The 17,558-nt window shown below is 66.4% G+C and carries 13 protein-coding genes; 8 read left to right on the top strand and 5 right to left on the bottom strand.

The window, feature by feature from the left end; translation table 11 throughout:
* Nucleotides 1-112: 112 nt before the first annotated feature.
* The 3 genes from hisG to hisS are packed head-to-tail and all read right to left on the bottom strand — an operon-like array spanning nt 113 to nt 3,410.
* Nucleotides 113-808, bottom strand: coding sequence for an ATP phosphoribosyltransferase (hisG, locus tag BMX99_RS09670; protein ID WP_093450615.1), 696 nt, complete (start codon nt 806-808; stop codon nt 113-115).
* Nucleotides 805-1,926, bottom strand: a complete 1,122-nt coding sequence (locus BMX99_RS09665) for an ATP phosphoribosyltransferase regulatory subunit (RefSeq protein ID WP_093450613.1) — start codon at nt 1,924-1,926, stop codon at nt 805-807. The genes hisG and BMX99_RS09665 overlap by 4 nt, the downstream gene beginning before the upstream one ends.
* On the bottom strand, nt 1,926-3,410 hold the full coding sequence (hisS, locus tag BMX99_RS09660) for a histidine--tRNA ligase (RefSeq protein WP_093450612.1): 1,485 nt from the start codon (nt 3,408-3,410) through the stop codon (nt 1,926-1,928). Before hisS ends, BMX99_RS09665 begins: the two co-directional genes overlap by 1 nt.
* Before the next feature lie 164 nt (nt 3,411-3,574).
* On the opposite strand from hisS, the gene BMX99_RS09655 reads away from it, so the two are divergent.
* Nucleotides 3,575-3,769, top strand: a complete 195-nt coding sequence (locus tag BMX99_RS09655) for a SlyX family protein (protein WP_093450610.1) — start codon at nt 3,575-3,577, stop codon at nt 3,767-3,769.
* A gap of 45 nt (nt 3,770-3,814) precedes the next feature.
* Here BMX99_RS09655 and BMX99_RS09650 read toward each other — a convergent pair whose 3' ends face one another.
* Together BMX99_RS09650 and dnaE are read right to left on the bottom strand one after the other, a co-directional pair.
* Complete coding sequence (locus tag BMX99_RS09650; RefSeq protein WP_093450608.1) at nt 3,815-4,744, bottom strand: hypothetical protein; 930 nt, start codon at nt 4,742-4,744, stop codon at nt 3,815-3,817.
* A gap of 77 nt (nt 4,745-4,821) precedes the next feature.
* Complete coding sequence (gene dnaE / locus BMX99_RS09645) at nt 4,822-8,322, bottom strand: DNA polymerase III subunit alpha (protein WP_093450606.1); 3,501 nt, start codon at nt 8,320-8,322, stop codon at nt 4,822-4,824.
* Here dnaE and BMX99_RS09640 point away from each other — a divergent pair.
* The 7 genes from BMX99_RS09640 (at nt 8,321) to BMX99_RS09610 (ending at nt 17,438) form a co-directional block, all read left to right on the top strand.
* A complete protein-coding gene (locus tag BMX99_RS09640; RefSeq protein ID WP_170848697.1) occupies nt 8,321-9,175 on the top strand; it encodes a 5-oxoprolinase subunit B family protein in 855 nt (284 codons plus the stop codon). The two genes, dnaE and BMX99_RS09640, sit on opposite strands and share 2 nt — an antisense overlap.
* Nucleotides 9,172-10,203 (top strand): 5-oxoprolinase subunit C family protein, encoded by a 1,032-nt coding sequence (locus tag BMX99_RS09635; protein ID WP_093450604.1) that lies wholly within the window; start codon nt 9,172-9,174, stop codon nt 10,201-10,203. The genes BMX99_RS09640 and BMX99_RS09635 overlap by 4 nt, the downstream gene beginning before the upstream one ends.
* The gene (locus BMX99_RS09630) at nt 10,200-10,973 is read left to right on the top strand and encodes a LamB/YcsF family protein (protein ID WP_093451308.1); all 774 of its coding nucleotides are present in this window, start codon (nt 10,200-10,202) and stop codon (nt 10,971-10,973) included. The genes BMX99_RS09635 and BMX99_RS09630 overlap by 4 nt, the downstream gene beginning before the upstream one ends.
* A gap of 208 nt (nt 10,974-11,181) precedes the next feature.
* Nucleotides 11,182-12,552 carry a xanthine dehydrogenase small subunit gene (locus tag BMX99_RS09625; protein WP_093450602.1) on the top strand — a complete coding sequence of 457 codons (1,371 nt, stop codon included), beginning with the start codon at nt 11,182-11,184 and terminating at the stop codon, nt 12,550-12,552.
* Complete coding sequence (gene xdhB, locus BMX99_RS09620; protein ID WP_093450600.1) at nt 12,549-14,984, top strand: xanthine dehydrogenase molybdopterin binding subunit; 2,436 nt, start codon at nt 12,549-12,551, stop codon at nt 14,982-14,984. Before BMX99_RS09625 ends, xdhB begins: the two co-directional genes overlap by 4 nt.
* Complete coding sequence (xdhC, locus tag BMX99_RS09615) at nt 14,977-15,927, top strand: xanthine dehydrogenase accessory protein XdhC (protein ID WP_093450597.1); 951 nt, start codon at nt 14,977-14,979, stop codon at nt 15,925-15,927. Before xdhB ends, xdhC begins: the two co-directional genes overlap by 8 nt.
* Complete coding sequence (locus tag BMX99_RS09610; RefSeq protein ID WP_093450595.1) at nt 15,924-17,438, top strand: ABC transporter ATP-binding protein; 1,515 nt, start codon at nt 15,924-15,926, stop codon at nt 17,436-17,438. The genes xdhC and BMX99_RS09610 overlap by 4 nt, the downstream gene beginning before the upstream one ends.
* Nucleotides 17,439-17,558 lie beyond the last annotated feature (120 nt).

Below are 17,558 nucleotides of genomic sequence, written 5' to 3'. Positions count from 1 at the left end.
CGGACGCGCGCCCGATCCCCATCATCTTGCCCAAAATACTCTCGCCGAAGGCAAACAGACCCATCAGCGCCCCTGCCCCGAACAGGATCGCGGCACCGCCACCCGGCAAAGCTCAGTCGATCTTCAGCCGCTCGACCAGCGCGCCCAGCACCCGGCGGTCGTCATCCGACAGCTGCGCCTTGCGCGACCGGAACAGCGTCGCCTGGGACCGCAGGATCAGCCCGTCGCTCAGGATCTTCAGGTGGTTCGCCCGCAGCGTATCCCCGGTCGAGGTGATGTCGGCAATCGCCTCTGCCGTTTCATTCGCCACGGTGCCTTCGGTCGCGCCCTGGCTGTCGACCAGCTGGTAATCCGCCACGCCGTTGTCGCGCAGGAAATCCCGCACCAGCCGGTGATACTTCGTCGCGATCCGCAGCCGGAAGCCGTGCCGCGCCCGGAACAGCGCCGCCGCCGCGTCCAGGTCGTCCAACCCGTCCACGTCTGCCCAGCAGGCCGGCACCGCGATGATCAGATCCGCGTGGCCAAAGCCCATCTCGGCCAGGCTCTCGACCTGCTGATCCCAGTTCGCCAGCTTCTCCTGCACCAGGTCGGTGCCGGTCACGCCCAGATGGATCCGCCCCGCGGCCAGTTCACGCGGGATCTCTCCGGCGGAAAGAAGCACCAGTTCAACGCCTTCGATCCCCTCGACCCGGCCGGCGTATTCCCGGTCCGACCCGGCGCGGCCCAAGGTGATCCCCCTCTCGCCGAACCAGTCAAAGGTCTTCTCCATCAGCCGCCCCTTGGAGGGCACGCCCAGCTTGATGCTCATGCGTTTTCCTCCAGCTCGACGACCAGTCCGGGACGCACAACGGCCCCGACCGCCGGCATGCCCTCGGGGCGGCCGTTGGCGCGGCCCAGAAGCCGGGTCAGCGTGTCATAGCGCCCGCCGCTGGCCACCGGAGGCAGATCGGGCCGCGACCCGGCATAGAGGCCAAAGACGAACCCGTCGTAGTATTCCATGTGGGTGCGGCCATAGGCGGCCTCGAAATCCAGCGCAGCAATGTCGATGCCGCGTGCGTCCAGCGCTGCGGCGCGGGCGGCAAGCCCTTCGACCGCATCGGAAATCGACGGCATGTCCACGGCGATATCGCGCAGCCGTTCCAGCGCGAAGGGCAGCGTTTCGCGCACCGACAGGATGGCGTCGATCAACCCGACCTCACGGTCAGAAATCGGATCCGTGCCCGCATCTTCGCGCAGCGTCGCAATGCGTTCTTCAACCTCGGCCCGGCTGCGCAGACCGATCTGCATGCCCGCCTTGGCAAAGGGATCCTCGGCCTTCAGCAGCGCCGCACGTGCGGCGGGCACCGGCGCGCGGCCAGCGTAGCGATCCAACAGCGCCCGGAACCGGCGCGGCCGCCAGATATGGCGCAACAGCGCGGCCTTGCGCGGGGCGGATGTGTTCAGCCCGTTCACCGCCGCCATCAGGATGCCGATGTCACCGGTCGCCGCACGCAGGTTCAGCCCTTCGACGGCCTTGCGCGTCAGAGCAAAGACCTCGGCATCGGCCGCCGCCGGGTTGGATCCGTCAAAGATCTCGACCCCGACCTGCAGGTATTCGTTGGCCCGCGCCTCGTCTTCCTCCTGACGGCGGAAAACCTCTCCGGAATAGGTATAGCGTGCAGGCTCTGCCCCGTCGGCCATGTGCATTTCCACCACCGGAACGGTGAAGTCGGGGCGCATCATCTGTTCCCCGCGCAGCGCGTCCGAGGTCACATAGGCCCGCGCCCGGATGTCTTCGCCGTACAGGTCCAGAAGCGTCGCTGCGGGCAGCAGGATCGGGCATTCCACCGGAACGGCCCCGGCGGCCTCGAACCCGTCGCGCAGCCGTGCGGCACAGCTGCGGACACGCGCGCGAAGCTCGGGGGTGTGCCCCTGCCACAAAGGCATCAGCTGTCCCCTTTCAGGAGTTTCTGAATATGCTGAACCAACTGATCGCGCGGAATTTCAGCCTGTGACGGGCGTTCCTTCCATTCCTCGAGCGTCGCGTTTTCCGCGATTTTCTTGCCAAGGATCAGGTCCTTGACCTGCACCACGCCGCGGTCTTTTTCGTCCGCGCCCTCGATCACGGCAGCCGGAGAATTCCGCTTGTCCGCGTATTTCAACTGATTGCCGAAGTTCTTGGGGTTGCCCAGGTAGACCTCGGCCCGGATCCCGGCCTGGCGCAGCTCGGCCACCATGGCCTGATAGTCGGCCATGCGGTCGCGGTCCATTACGGTGACCACCACGGGACCTTCGCTTTCGCCGCTCATCCGACCCTTTTCGCGCAGCGCCGCCAGCAGGCGGTCCACCCCGATCGAGACACCGACCGCCGGCACCTTCTGCCCGGTGAACCGCGCAACAAGGTCGTCGTAGCGTCCGCCGCCCGCGACCGACCCGAACTGCCGCTTGCGGCCCTTTTCATCAAGGATTTCAAAGGTCAGTTCGGCCTCGAACACGGGGCCGGTGTAATAGCCCAGGCCACGCACAACCGACGGATCAATCTCGATCCGGTCGCTGCCATAGTCGCCGGCCTCAAGCAGCGCCGCGATCTGTTCCAGCTCGTCCACGCCCTCGGCCCCCACGGCGCTGTCGCCGATGGCCGCGCGCAGGTTGGCCAGCGTGTCAGCCGCCGTTGCACCCTTGGAGGTCAGGAAAGCGATGACCGGCTCGGCCTGTTCCGCCGCCAGCCCCACACCGTCGATATAGGCCCCCGAGGCATCCAGGCGCCCCTTACCCAGCAGCTCGCGCACGCCCGCTTCGCCGACCTTGTCGAACTTGTCGATGGTGCGCAGAACGTCGGCCTGCTGGCCTTCATCCGCGACGCCCATGGCCTCGAGCACGCCGTTCAGAACCTTGCGGTTGTTGACCCGCACAAGGTAATCGCCGCGCGGGATGCCGACCTCTTCCAGACAATCCGACAGCATGGCGCAGATTTCCGCATCCGCCGCGACGCTACCCGTGCCAACCGTATCCGCATCGCATTGATAAAACTGGCGATACCGCCCCGGCCCCGGCTTTTCGTTGCGCCAGACGGGGCCCATGGCATAGCGGCGATAGGGCGTCGGCAGGTCGTTGCGGTGCTGCGCATAGACGCGCGCCAGCGGCGCGGTCAGGTCATAGCGCAGCGCCAGCCAGTCGCCATTGCCGTCGTCATCGGCCTCTTGCCAGGCGAAAACACCTTCGTTCGGACGGTCCACGTCGGGCAGAAACTTGCCCAAGGCCTGCACCGTTTCAACGCCGGAAGATTCAAGCGCATCAAAGCCATAGCGATGATAGACCGCTTCGATGCCTTGCAGCATCTCGGTGCGTTCGGTCACCTCGGTGCCGAAATAATCGCGGAACCCCTTCGGCGTCTCGGCCTTGGGGCGCGGGGCTTTTTTCTGTTTCGCCATCTGGACCCTCTGCGCATTGGCTCGCGGCGGGGTCTAGCCTATGCCCCCCCGCGCGGCAAGGGTGCAGGTGCCCCCGTCGCTGCCCCCCGAAGCCCCCTTGCGCAGGATGCGCAGGGCGGTCAGACTCGGGGCCAAAGCCCTGCCCCTGATACGAGCACCCAGATATGATCGAAATCGAAGAACGCCTGGCCCACCTGGACCGCACGGTCGAGGATCTGTCGACCATCATCGCCCGGCAAGAGCGTGAGATCGCCCAGCTGACCCGCCGGGTTCAGATGCTTCTGGAACGCGAGGCCGAGCGCGAGGCATCCCAAGGCGATGCGGTGATCATAGGCGACGAACGCCCGCCGCATTACTGACGCCCCGTTTCCGAGCGCTTTCACCGCTGGCAGGGTTTTCAGGAATTACTGATCTTCGCGAAGATTAAGGCTCGCTGCTTCCACATAACCGCCGTGCAGCAGGACATTGTTCCAGCGCCCGCCCGCCCCGAAGGTTTCATAGACGCTTAGAAACACCGTGTCCTTCTGCAGCTCGGACATCCGATCGCCGCAGGGTTTGCTGGCGCGAACCTTGCAGACCTGCCGCTTGACCTTGTTATAGGCCTTCGCGACCTCGGTCTCCGGCCCGATGCTGCCGGCGGTGCCAAAGCGCAGAACCTCGTGCATTTCGACATCACCGAACATCGCCATCGCGCCCGAGATCTGGCGCACACAACCGTCTTCGAAGCCAGTCAGGTACAGGCTGCGCATCCGGGTGCTTTCGGGATCGGGGTCGTACAGCGTGTATTTCGCAGCCTCCTCGGGATAGGACGCGACCTTTTCGCCCAGATCCTCGACCTTCAGCTCACAGACGCGACCGATATTGCCAAAGGCCATGACCGTGCCCGGCACGACGTCCTTTTCCGGCCCCTTGCGTACCTCGGCAGCCTTGTCGGGAGTTACCCCAGCCCCTTGGCTGAACAGACCGAAGAGGCCGGGCATCCGGGCGCTGTCGTCTTCCGGTGCGGCGGGGCTTTCTTGGGGAAGCTCATCTTCGATCACCAGACCGGCAAGCGCGACTTCGGCGGCCTGGGTTTCGGCTGATTTCTCGGGCATCAGGCTTTTCAGTACAGACAGAAACCCCTTGCGTTCGCCGGCTTCGATCTGCGCAACAGCGGCCCGCGCCGCCAGGTCTTCCGAGGATCCGACCCGGTCCGTGCCTTCAGTGCCCGCCACCGCCTCGACCTGGCCCGAACCGGGGGCAAGGGTCTGATCGGACAGCGTTTCCATATCACCCCAGGGACCCTGACAGGCACATAGGCTGACCAGGGCCAGGGGCAGAAGTTGGCGGGCCACAGCTCGTTTCCTCTATATTTTGTATAGAGTGAATCAAATTTGATTCGCTGTGTCCAGTCTTCCGAATCGGGCCCTGCTCAGATCTCTTCGACTTCCATCACGCCGTTCAGGCTTTTGATCGCGCCCTTGATCTGTGGCGTCACGGGGAAGTCCTGCCCGGCGTCGATCTCGACCTCGCCCGGCAGACCCAGGTCCATCAGGCAGAAGCTGATCGGCCCCTTGGCCACCTTCGCCGCCGAGGCCTGGGCGTTTGCAAGAACCTCGGCCACCGCCGGGATCGCCTCGGCCGCGTCGACGAAGATCTTCAGCCCGACACCGCCCACATCGGCCACCACCGTGTCCAGCGGCGCGATCCCCCGGGCGAGCAGTTTCAGCTGGTCGCTTTCCATCGTGGCCTCGACCGTGGCGACGATCATCGACCCGGCATCCAGGTAATCGCGGGAGGCTTCAAGCGTGTCAGAAAAGACTGTACATTCATAAGCGCCCGTCATGTCCGAGGCCTGGACAAAGGCAAACCGGTTCCCCTTGAGCGACTTGCGTTCCTGCCGGCCAGACACGATCCCCGCCAGTTTCGCCACCAGCGGACCACCCTGCGCCAGATGGGTGAGTTCGTCCAAGGTCTTGACGTCCTTGCGCTTCAGCGCCCCGGCGTAATCGTCCAGCGGGTGGCCGGACAGGTAGAAGCCGATGGCGCGGAATTCCTCGGCCAGGCGTTCGGCGGGCAGCCAGTCCTGCACCGGGGACAGACGCGGTTCGGGCAGATCCTCGCCCGCGTCGCCGAACAGCGACACCTGGTTCGATTGCTTCTGTTCCCAGATCGCGGCGGAATATTGCACCAGCCCGTCCAGGCTGTCGAAGACCCGGCGGCGGTTGCCGTCCAACTGATCGAAGGCCCCGGCGCGGGCCATCATCTCAAGCGGTCGCTTGCCGACACGCTTCAGCTCGACCCGGCGGGCAAAGTCGAAAAGGTTGACGAAATCCTTGCCGTCCCGGCCTTCGACCACCAGCCGCATCGCGTCCAGACCAACGTTCTTCAACGCGCCAAGCGCATAGACCAACGCGCCATCGACCACCTTGAACGACGCGTCCGAGCGGTTCACGCAGGGAGGCACATAGGGCAGCTTCAGCGCTTTCTTCACCTCTTCGAAGTAGACGGCCAGCTTTTCGGTCAGGTGGATATCGCAGTTCATCACGCCGGCCATGAATTCGACCGGGTGGTTCGCCTTCAGCCAAGCGGTTTGGTAGGACACCACCGCATAGGCCGCCGCGTGGGATTTGTTGAAACCGTAGTTGGCGAACTTTTCCAAAAGGTCGAAGACCTCGGACGCCTTCTTGGCATCCACCCCGTTTTCGCCCGCGCCCTTTTCAAACTTCGGGCGTTCGGCGTCCATCGCCTCTTTGATCTTCTTGCCCATGGCGCGGCGCAGCAGGTCCGCGCCGCCAAGCGAATAGCCCGCCATGACCTGGGCGATCTGCATCACCTGTTCCTGATAGACGATAATACCCTGAGTTTCCTCAAGAATATGGTCGATCAGCGGGTGCACGGATTCGATTTCGCGCAGCCCGTTCTTGACCTCGCAATAGGTCGGGATGTTCTCCATCGGGCCGGGACGATAGAGCGCCACAAGCGCCACGATGTCCTCGATACAGGTCGGCTTCATGCGCTTGAGCGCATCCATCATGCCCGAGCTTTCGACCTGGAACACCGCAACTGTCTTGGCCGCGGAATACAGCTCATAGGTCTTGGCATCATCCAGCGGGATAGCGTTGATCTGGTTCTCGGCCCCCTCGGCCGGTTCATAGATTTCAGTCCCGTCTGCAGCGACATGCAGCGGCCGCCCGCCCGCGTGGATCTGGTTGATCGCGTTTTGGATCACCGTCAGCGTCTTCAGCCCGAGGAAGTCGAATTTCACCAGCCCGGCCTGTTCCACCCATTTCATGTTGAACTGGGTCGCGGGCATGTCGGACCGGGGATCCTGATACAGCGGCACCAGCCGGTCCAGGGGCCGGTCGCCGATCACCACCCCTGCCGCGTGGGTCGAGGCATTGCGGAGCAGCCCTTCGACCTGCATGCCGTAGTTCAACAGCCGGTCCACGACCTCTTCGTTGCGGGCCTCTTCGCGCAGCCGGTCTTCCTGGATCAGCGCCTGTTCGATCGACACGGGCTTGACCCCTTCGACCGGGATCATCTTGGACAGCCGGTCGACCTGGCCATAGGGCATCTGCAGGACACGGCCGATATCGCGCACGGCGGCCTTGGACAGAAGCGCGCCGAAGGTGATGATTTGCCCCACCTTGTCGCGGCCGTATTTCTCTTGCACGTAGCGGATCACCTCTTCCCGGCGGTCCATGCAGAAGTCGATGTCGAAGTCGGGCATCGAAACCCGTTCGGGGTTCAGGAACCGTTCGAACAGAAGCGAATAGCGCAGCGGGTCAAGGTCGGTGATCGTCAGCGCATAGGCGACGAGTGAGCCCGCACCAGACCCCCGCCCCGGCCCGACCGGAATGTCGTGATCCTTGGCCCATTGGATAAAGTCAGCAACGATCAGGAAGTAGCCGGGAAAGCCCATACCCTCGATGATGCCCAGTTCGAAATCCAGCCGTTCCTGGTATTTCTCGGGGCTGACCGCATGGGGGATCACCGCCAGACGCGCCTGCAGCCCGTCATTCGCCATGCGCCGCAGTTCCGCGACCTCGTCATCGGCGAATTTCGGCAGGATCGGGTCGCGGCGATAGGCCATGAAGGCACAGCGCTTTGCGATCTCGACCGTATTTTCAAGCGCTTCAGGAAGATCAGCAAAAAGTGTCGCCATCTCTTCGGGCGTCTTGAAGTAATGCTGCGGCGTCAGGCGGCGGCGGTCCTGCTGCTGATCGACATAGGCCCCTTCGGAGATACAGATCAGCGCATCATGCGCCTCGTACATGTCGGTCTTGGGGAAATAGACATCGTTGGTCGCCACCAGGGGCAGCTCCATCGCATAGGCCATTTCGACAAAGCCGCGTTCCGTGGCGCGTTCGTTCTGCGGCAGCCCGCTTTCGCCCGGATGCCGTTGAAGTTCCACGTAAAGCCGGTCGCCGAACATGCCCTTGAGCCGGTCCATCATGGCCTGCGCCGCCGGGCGCTGGCCGGCCTGCAACAGCATCCCCACAGGGCCATCCGGACCGCCCGACAGACAGATCACGTCTGCCGAAAATTCCTCAAGCTCATCCAGCGTGACCTGCGGCAATTCCCCCGGCTTCGTCAGATAGAGGCAAGAGTTCAGCCGCATCAGGTTTTCATACCCGGCCTCGCTCTGCGCCAGCAGGACCAGCGGCGCGGGGGCTTTGGGTTTCTCTCCGGGCTGAAGCTCCAGATATTTCAGATCGACCTGACAGCCGATGATCGGTTGCAGCCCTTCCCCGCTGGCGGTCACGGAAAATTCCAGCGCCGAGAACATGTTGTTCGTGTCGGTCACCGCCACGGCGGGCATGCCAGAGGCCTTGCACAGGCCGGGCAGTTTCTTCAGACGCACCGCCCCTTCCAGAAGGGAATACTCGGTGTGCACGCGGAGATGGATGAATCGGGGATCACTGCTCATGGGCGCAGGCTATCGCGGATTTCCGGCGGGCGGAACTGCTGTTGCGCTGGCGGCGAAATCACGGGATGGTCGGGCCAAGATGACGCCGACCCAGACGCCCCCAGACACACCCGAAACGACACCGCAGGTCGAGATCCTGCCCCATGGCCCGGACGGCATCGTCCTGCGTCTTGGGCTGACGCCCGATGCCGCAACGCTGGCGGCGGTCGGCGTTCTGCGGCAGGCGCTGGAAACCAAGGCCCTGCAAGGCGTTACCGAAATCGCCGGATCGCTGACCTCGGTCTTTCTGCGTTTTGATCCGGGCCGGACGACGCGCGCGGCACTAGTGGATCTGGCCCGACAGATCGCCGATCAGACGGACCTTGCGCGCGCGACACTGCCTGCGCCCGCGCGGCGCTGGACCATCCCCGTTTCGCTAGGCGGGGACCATGGCCCGCAATTCACCGACGCCGCCCGGGCCGCCGGGCTGACCGAAAGCGCCGCGCGCGACGTGATCCTGTCGACGCCGCTCCGGGTGCTGACCATCGGCTTTGCGCCCGGCCTGCCCTATATGGGTCTGCTGCCGCCAGACTGGGACATCCCCCGCCTGTCGCAGATCACGCCGAACGTGCCGCGTGGCGCGCTGGTCACCGCCGTGCGGCAGCTGATCGTCTTTACCAATCCCACGCCGACCGGCTGGCTACAGATCGGGCAGACGGCGTTCCTGGGCTTCGATCCTGACCGCAGCCCGGCCATGCCCCTACGCGCCGGGGACGAGATCCGCTTTGCCCCCGCCTTCCCGTCCGAGATCGAGGCCCTGCTGGCCGACAACCCCGGGGGCCTTGGCGGGGCCCGGCAGGAGGATCTGGCATGAGCGCGCGCCTGACCCTTCACAGCGCAGGGGCCGGCGTCACGGTTCAGGACATGGGCCGCCCAGGCGCGCTGGCACAGGGGTTGTCGCGCGGCGGGGCCGCCGACCGGCTGGCCCTGATCGAGGCCGCCGCCCTGCTGACCCAGCCCGCCCCCGTCGCGGGGGTGGAGATGGCTTTGATGGGGGCCGAGGTCTCGGTCACCGCGCCCATGCGCATCGCCCTGACCGGGGCCTTGATGCAGGCCAGCCTGAACGGCACGCCGGTGCCCTGGAACACCACGCTTCTGCTTACGCCCGGGGACCGGCTGCGGATCGGGGCCGTGAAGGCGGGCGTCTATGGCTATCTGACCCCTGCGGGCGGCATCGCCACCCCGCCCGTCATGGGGGCCCGCGCCACCCATCTGACCGCCGGCATCGGCAGGCCCCTGGCGGCGGGCGACAGCCTGCCCCTGGGCGAGGATCCTGCGCCCGACACCCCGCCCATGGCGCTGAACCCCACAGACCGCCTGACCGGCGGCACGCTGCGGATCATGCCCGGGCCGCAGACGGGGCTGTTCGACGCCACCACCCGCGACCGTTTCCACGCCACCGCCTTCACCCGCGCCCCAACCGGCAACCGCCAGGGGGTGCGCTTGGACCAGCCCGGAGCGGCCTTCGGAACCACGGGCGGATCGCTGGCCTCGGACATCATCCAGCCGGGCGACGTGCAGATGACCGGCGACGGCGTGCCCTATGTGCTGCTGTCCGAATGCCAGACCATGGGCGGCTATCCCCGGATCGGCACGGTGATCCCCGCCGATCTGCCCCGCGTGGCCCAGGCCGCCCCCGGCACGGACCTGCGTTTCATCCCCGTCACGGTCGATGAGGCCGACGCGCTGTGGACGAACGAGGCCGCGCAGCTGAAGGCGCTGCGCAAGGCGGTCACGCCGCTGCGGCGCGATCCCCATGACATCCCCGACCTGCTGTCCTATCAACTGATCAGCGGCATGATCCGTGGCGATGAACACGACGAAAAGGACCCATGCAGATGACCCAGAATGGCACCCAACCCAAGGTCGATCTGAACGCCGACATGGGCGAAAGCTTTGGCCCCTGGGTCATGGGCCAGGACGCCGCGATCCTGGATATCGTGACCTCGGCCAATATCGCCTGCGGCTTTCACGCCGGTGATCCGAACGTCATGGCGCGCACCTTCCGCACCGCGATCGACAAGGGCGTAGGCATTGGCGCGCATCCCGGTTTTGCCGATCTTCAGGGCTTTGGCCGCCGCCGCCTGTCGCTCTCGGGCGAGGAGCTGACCAATCTGGTGACCTATCAACTGGGCGCGGCCCAGGCGATGGCGCGGGCCGCCGGGGGCAGCCTGCGGCATCTCAAGCTGCACGGGGCCATGTCCAACATGGCGTCGGAAGACAAGGAAATGGCGCGCATCTGCTATGCCGCGGCCGAGGCCGTGCAGCCGGGCATCGTCATCATGACCCTCGCCGGCACCGCGCAGGAAGCCGCCGCTGAGGAACTGGGCCTGAACCGCGCCGGCGAAATCTTTGCCGACCGCGCCTATAACGACGACGCCACGCTGGTCGACCGGTCCCTGCCCGGTGCAGTGATCCATGACGCCGCCCTCGCCGGGCCCCGCATCGCCGAGATGGTGCGCGAAGGCGCGATCATCACCGCCAGCGGCAAGCGGATCCGCACCCGCATCGACACGATCTGCCTGCATGGCGACACGCCCGAGGCGCTGGAGATCGCCCGGTCGGTCCGGGATGCGCTGTCGGGGTCGGGGATCACGCTGGCCCCACTCTGACCCGCGAAATCCAGGCGAATGCCCGCATTTTCAGCAATTTCCGACAAAATCCGGCGGGACTTTCCCAAGGGCAACGCCTGAATTTTCAGCAAAAGCTTGCCAAGTGGCCCGTCATTGGCTTTCCTGTGTGCCGGTAAGCTCGCCCGGGTTCTACGCCGCATCGAACCTGGGACATTCGGCCAATGGGGTAAGGCGGCGGACTAATGATATGACCATCTCCTTTCACCTGAACGGAGACCGCGTGGACCTCTCCCCCGAGGTGCCGCCGACCACCACTTTGCTTGATTACCTGCGCGAGGCGTGCGGGCTGACCGGAACCAAGGAGGGCTGCAACGAAGGCGATTGCGGGGCCTGCACGGTGATGGTCACCGATCCCGACAGCGATCAGGCCGTGAAGGCGCTGAACGCCTGCATCCTGTTCCTGCCGCAGCTGCACGGCAAATCCGTGCGCACCGTCGAAGGCATGGCCGCGCCCGATGGCACGCTGCATCCGGTGCAACAGGCCATGGTCGACCACCACGGCAGCCAGTGCGGGTTCTGCACGCCGGGCTTCATCGCCTCGATGGTCACGGCCCATACCGCCGGGAAGACGGATCACGACACCCTGCTGGCCGGGAACCTATGCCGCTGCACGGGCTATGCGCCGATCGTCCGCGCCGCCCAGGCCGCGCAGGAGGCCCCCGTGCCCACATGGGTCAGCGATCCCGCGCCCGCGGTCGATCCGCTGGACATCGCGCCCGAGACCTCGGACGAGCTGGCCGCGATCTATGCCGCCCAGCCCGACGCCATGCTGATCGGCGGGGCGACGGATGTGGGGCTTTGGGTCACGAAGCAGCTGCGCGACCTGGGGCGGGTGATCTTCCTGAACCGCTGCGCCGATCTGAAACGGATCGAGGATGAGGGCGACAGCCTGCGCATCGGGGCCGCAGTCACCATGGCCGAGCTTTTGCCCGTGCTCGAAGCCCACCACCCCGGCTATGCCGCCATGGTGCGGCGCTACGGGTCGGAACAGGTGCGCCAGACCGCCACCATCGGCGGCAATATCGCCAACGGATCGCCCATCGGGGACAACCCGCCCGCGCTGATCGCCCTGGATGCCACCCTGCACCTGCGCCACGGCGACACCCGCCGGTCGATCCCGATCGAGGATTTCTTCATCGACTATGGCAAGCAGGACCGCGCCCCCGGCGAATTCGTCGAGGCGGTCAGCATACCGAAATCCGCCCCCGCGCTGCGCTGCTACAAGCTGTCGAAACGGTTTGATCAGGATATCTCGGCGGTGCTGGGGGCCTTCAACGTGACCATCGAAGGCGGCAAGGTCAGCGCCGCACGCATCGCATTTGGCGGCATGGCCGGCACCCCGAAACGCGCCAAACACGTCGAGACCGCACTGATCGGTCAGCCCTGGGATGGTGATATCGCCGCCCGCCTGGCCGAGGTCTGGGACCGCGACTTCACGCCCCTGTCCGACATGCGCGCCAGCGCCGCCTACCGGCAGGAGGCCGCGCGCAACATGCTGCAACGCTACTGGGAAGACAGCCAGGGCCGGCAGACCAACGTGCGGGAGGTGCGGGCATGAGCGTCGGAAAACCGCTTCCCCATGACACCGCCGCCCTGCATGTGACCGGGGCCGCACGCTATGTCGATGACATCCCCACGCCTGCCGGCACGCTGCACCTGGCCTTTGGCCTGTCGCCCGTGGCGCGCGGGGCTTTGACGGCGATGGACCTGTCGGCGGTACGCGCCGCACCGGGGGTCGTCACCGTGCTGACGGCGGATGACCTGCCCTTTGCCAATGATGTCTCGCCTTCAGTCCATGATGAGCCCTTGCTGGCCACCGACCGGGTGCACTACGTCGGTCAGCCGCTGTTTCTTGTGGTGGCCACCAGCCACCTCGCCGCGCGCACGGCCGCGCGTCTCGGAACCCCCGAGATCGCCGAAGAAACCCCGATCCTGACGGTGGACGAGGCCCTGGCCGCCGACAGCCGGTTCGAGGACGGCCCGGTGATCTGGACCAAGGGTCAGGCAGAGGTCGCCATTACCACCGCCCCCCGCGTCGTGCAGGGGCAGATAGAAGTCGGCGGGCAGGAGCATTTCTACCTGGAAGGCCAGGCCGCCCTGGCCCTGCCGCAGGACGGCGGAGAGATGGTCGTGCACAGCTCGACCCAGCATCCGACCGAGATCCAGCACAAGGTCGCCGAGGCGCTTGGCCTGCCGATGCGCGACGTGCGGGTCGAGACCCGGCGCATGGGCGGAGGCTTTGGCGGCAAGGAAAGCCAGGGCAATGCGCTGGCCGTCGCCTGTGCTGTCGCCGCCCGCGCCACCGGTCGGCCCTGCAAGATGCGCTATGACCGCGACGACGACATGGTCATCACCGGCAAGCGCCATGATCTGCGGATCGAATACCGCGCAGGGTTTGATGAGACGGGTCGCCTGCTGGGGGTCGAATTTCGCCACCTGATACGCTGTGGCTGGGCGCAGGATCTGTCCCTGCCCGTGGCCGACCGCGCCATGCTGCATGCGGACAATGCCTATCTGCTGGACCACGTCCGGATCGAGAGCCACCGGCTGAAGACCAACACCTGTTCCGCCACCGCCTTTCGCGGCTTTGGCGGGCCGCAGGGCATGGTCGGGATCGAGCGGGTGATGGATCACATCGCCCATGATCTGGGTCTGGATCCGCTGACCGTGCGGCGGGTGAACTATTATGCCGATGCGCCTGCGGCGGGCGCGGAGGGGGGGCCCTCTGCCCCCCCGCAACATTCCCAAGGGAATGTCGCCCCCCCCGAGGATATTTCTAAAACCAAAGAGAGCGGGGATCTGGCCAGCCGGGGGGCGCTGGATGTGCCGGAACCGCATGTGGTGGGCGAGGCTGAGGGGCAAACGACGCCCTATGGCATGGCGGTGACGGATTTCATCTTGAACCGGATGACCGACGATCTGGCGGCGCGCTGCGAGTATGACGCGCGGCGGGCGCGGGTGGCGGAGTGGAATGCCGGAAATCCGCTGCTGAAGCGTGGGATTGCGCTGACGCCGGTGAAGTTCGGGATCTCGTTCACGCTGACGCATCTGAACCAGGCCGGCGCCCTGGTGCATGTCTACCAGGACGGGTCGGTGCAGGTGAACCACGGCGGCACCGAGATGGGCCAGGGGCTGTATCAGAAGATGGCGCAGGTGGCGGGCGAGAGCTTTGGCCTGGGTCTGGAGGCGATCAAGGTCACCGCCACGGACACCGGCAAGGTGCCCAACACCTCGGCCACGGCGGCGTCATCGGGGTCCGACCTGAACGGGATGGCGGTGAAACGCGCCTGCGATGCCATTCGGGAGCGTATGGCGGACTGTCTGGCCGGTCTGTACCAGGTGCCGGTCGAGGATGTCGTCTTTGCCGAGAACCGGGTGCGGATCGGGGCCGAGGAGATCTCATTCCCCCGCGCCGCGCAGCTGGCCTATGAGAACCGCGTCAGCCTGTCGGCCACCGGGTTCTATAAGACGCCCGACCTGGCCTGGGACCGCAAGGCGGGAACCGGGCGGCCTTTCTTCTATTTTGCCCATGGTGCCGCCTGCACCGAGGTGGTGATCGACACGCTGACCGGCGAATACCGCATCCTGAGGACGGATATCCTTCATGACGTGGGACGCTCGCTGAACCCGGCGCTGGACATCGGCCAGATCGAGGGCGGCTATGTGCAGGGCGCGGGCTGGCTGACCACGGAGGAACTGGTCTGGGATGACAAGGGCCGGCTGCGGACCCACGCGCCCTCGACCTACAAGATCCCGGCCTGTGGCGACCGGCCAGAGGTCTTCAACGTGGCGCTTTGGGACGGGGAAAATGCGGCGGAGACGATCTATCGGTCAAAAGCCGTGGGTGAGCCGCCGTTCATGCTGGGAATTTCGGCGCTCATGGCGCTGTCGGATGCGGTCGGGGCCTGTGGCGCGGCCTATCCGGCACTGGATGCGCCCGCGACGCCGGAACAGGTGCTGGCTGCGGTGCGGAGGGTGCGCCATGGTTGATCTGGACGCCCTAACGGATGCGCTGGAGGCCCATGGGCCGCTGGTCCGCGTCGTCGTGGCCGAGGCGCGCGGGTCGGCCCCGCGCGATGCCGGGGCCGCGATGCTGGTCGGGCCCGAGGGCCGCATCGCGGGCACCATCGGCGGCGGGGCGCTGGAATTTGAGGCAATCGAAAAGGCGCGCGGGCTGACCGGCCCGAGGGTGGAGACACGCGCGCTTGGGCCCGACCTGGGGCAATGCTGCGGCGGGGCGGTGACCCTGGCCTATGACCAGATCGAGGCCCTGCCTGAAGCGACAGACGGTGTGATCCTGAGGCGGCTTGTGGGCGGCCCACTGCCCCCGACCGTGCCCCTGTCGGTGCAAAGGGCGATGGCGCAGATCCGCAACGGGGGGCAGCCCCCCGCGATCCAGCTGATCGAAGGCTGGCTGATCGAACCTGTGGCGCGCCGCCACGCAGCGCTCTGGGTCTGGGGCGCGGGGCACGTGGGGCGCGCGATCGTCACCATGGCCGCCCCCCTGCCCGAGGTGGAGGTCACCTGGATCGACGTCGCCGCCGACCGCTTTCCGCAGGAGATCCCGCAGGGCGTGACCATGGTCCCCGCCGCGCGGCCCGAACAGCTGATCCCCCATGCGCCGCGCGAGGCGCATCACCTGGTGCTGACCTATTCCCATACGCTGGACCTGGCGCTGTGCGACGCGCTGCTGCGCCACGGCTTTGCCAGCGCCGGGCTGATCGGATCGGCCAGCAAATGGGCGCGATTCCGGCGCAGGCTGGGGGCCATGGGCCATGCGGATGCCCGCATCCACGGCATTTCCTGCCCGATCGGCACCCCGCGTTTCGGGAAACATCCGCAACAGATTGCCGTCGGCGTCGTGCATTCGCTATTAGGGACGCTATCAGGGATGACGGCGCAGCAAGACGCCGAAAGGGACATGACAGGGTGACAGCACTTCTTTCGATACGGGGCCTGACCAAGGCCTATCCGGGCGTCGTGGCCAATGACGACGTGTCCTTCGACATCCAGCCCGGTGAGGTCCACGCCCTTCTGGGCGAAAACGGCGCGGGCAAATCGACCCTGGTCAAGATGATCTATGGCCTGGTGAAGCCCGACAGCGGTGAGATGACCATGACCGGCCAGCCCTTTGCCCCGGGCGAGCCCAAGGCGGCGCGGGCCGCCGGGGTGGCGATGGTCTTCCAGCATTTTTCGCTGTTCGACGCGCTGAACGTGGCCGAGAACATTGCCCTTGGCATGGCGGAACCGCCGGCCATGCGCGACCTGGCGGCGCGGATCCGCGAGGTGTCCGACCAATACGGGCTGCCACTGGATCCTTGGCGTGTGGTGGGCGACCTGTCCGCGGGCGAACGCCAGCGGGTCGAGATCATCCGCTGCCTGCTGCAGGACCCCAAACTGCTGATCATGGATGAACCGACCAGCGTCTTGACGCCGCAGGAGGTCGAGATCCTGTTCGAGACGCTGCGCAAGCTGAAGGCGGAAGGCACCTCGATCCTTTATATTTCGCACAAGCTGGAGGAGATCCGCGCGCTGTGTGATGAGGCGACCATCCTGCGGCTGGGCCGCAAGGTGGCCACCTGCACGCCCCGCGACACCACCGCCCGCGAGATGGCCGAGCTGATGGTCGGCGCCGAGCTGCATGTGCCCACGCGCGACACCCGCGCGCCCGGCGCGGTGCGGCTGGCGCTGAAGGATCTTTCCGTGCCCTCGCCCAGCCAGTTCGGCACCGCCCTGAAGGGCATATCCTTCGAGGTCCGCGCCGGAGAGGTGCTGGGCCTGGCCGGTGTTGCCGGCAACGGGCAGGACGAGCTTCTGGGCGTGCTCTCGGGAGAGATCCGCGCCGGGGCCGGCATGGTGGTGCTGGATGGCACCCCCGTCGGCGCGACCGGCCCCGCCATACGCCGCCGGATGGGGCTTTTGACCGCGCCCGAGGAACGGCTGGGCCATGCCGCAGCCCCCGACATGTCCCTGACCGAGAACGCCGCCCTGACCGGGGCCGAGCGCAGGGGCATCGCCAGCGCCGGGTTCCTGAACTGGGGCCGCGCCCGCAGCTTTGCCCGCGAGATCATCGACCGGTTCGACGTCCGCACGCCGGGCACCGAGAACGCCGCACGATCGCTGTCGGGCGGTAACCTGCAGAAATTCGTCATCGGCCGCGAGGTCCTGCAGGACCCGCAGGTCCTGGTGGTGAACCAGCCGACCTGGGGTGTCGACGCCGCCGCCGCCGCGACCATCCGCCAGGCGATCCTGGATCTTGCCACCGGCGGCGCGGCCGTGGTGGTGATCAGCCAGGACCTGGACGAGCTGATGGAGGTCTCGGACCGGTTCGCCGCCCTGAACGAGGGCCGGTTGAGCGACATCCGCCCCGCACAGGGGCTGAGCGTCGAGGAGATCGGCCTGATGATGGGCGGGTCCCACGGCATGGAGGTGGCGCATGTGTGATCCGGCGATCGGACGTTGTGCGGTACTTCCGGGGCAGTGCTGGCGGGGGCGTGGGGACGCCTCCGGCGGGAGTATTTTTGGCAAGATGATCGGGGGGGCGCGGCGCGTCTGCCCGGTGGT

Source organism: Pseudooceanicola nitratireducens, assembly GCF_900109195.1.
In the GTDB taxonomy this organism is placed as follows: Bacteria; Pseudomonadota; Alphaproteobacteria; order Rhodobacterales; family Rhodobacteraceae; genus Pseudooceanicola; species Pseudooceanicola nitratireducens.
The sequence above is the reverse complement of the archived record's forward strand: the minus strand, read 5'-3'. Positions and strand labels throughout refer to the sequence as shown.

Bases quoted from the DNA above. Each gene is read 5' to 3' on its own strand.
- hisG (WP_093450615.1), bottom strand. From the start codon at position 808: ATGAGCATCAAGCTGGGCGTGCCCTCCAAGGGGCGGCTGATGGAGAAG.
- BMX99_RS09665 (WP_093450613.1), bottom strand. From the start codon at position 1,926: ATGCCTTTGTGGCAGGGGCACACCCCCGAGCTTCGCGCGCGTGTCCGC.
- hisS (WP_093450612.1), bottom strand. From the start codon at position 3,410: ATGGCGAAACAGAAAAAAGCCCCGCGCCCCAAGGCCGAGACGCCGAAG.
- BMX99_RS09655 (WP_093450610.1), top strand. From the start codon at position 3,575: ATGATCGAAATCGAAGAACGCCTGGCCCACCTGGACCGCACGGTCGAG.
- BMX99_RS09640 (WP_170848697.1), top strand. From the start codon at position 8,321: ATGGGCGCAGGCTATCGCGGATTTCCGGCGGGCGGAACTGCTGTTGCG.
- dnaE (WP_093450606.1), bottom strand. From the start codon at position 8,322: ATGAGCAGTGATCCCCGATTCATCCATCTCCGCGTGCACACCGAGTAT.
- BMX99_RS09635 (WP_093450604.1), top strand. From the start codon at position 9,172: ATGAGCGCGCGCCTGACCCTTCACAGCGCAGGGGCCGGCGTCACGGTT.
- BMX99_RS09630 (WP_093451308.1), top strand. From the start codon at position 10,200: ATGACCCAGAATGGCACCCAACCCAAGGTCGATCTGAACGCCGACATG.
- BMX99_RS09625 (WP_093450602.1), top strand. From the start codon at position 11,182: ATGACCATCTCCTTTCACCTGAACGGAGACCGCGTGGACCTCTCCCCC.
- xdhB (WP_093450600.1), top strand. From the start codon at position 12,549: ATGAGCGTCGGAAAACCGCTTCCCCATGACACCGCCGCCCTGCATGTG.
- xdhC (WP_093450597.1), top strand. From the start codon at position 14,977: ATGGTTGATCTGGACGCCCTAACGGATGCGCTGGAGGCCCATGGGCCG.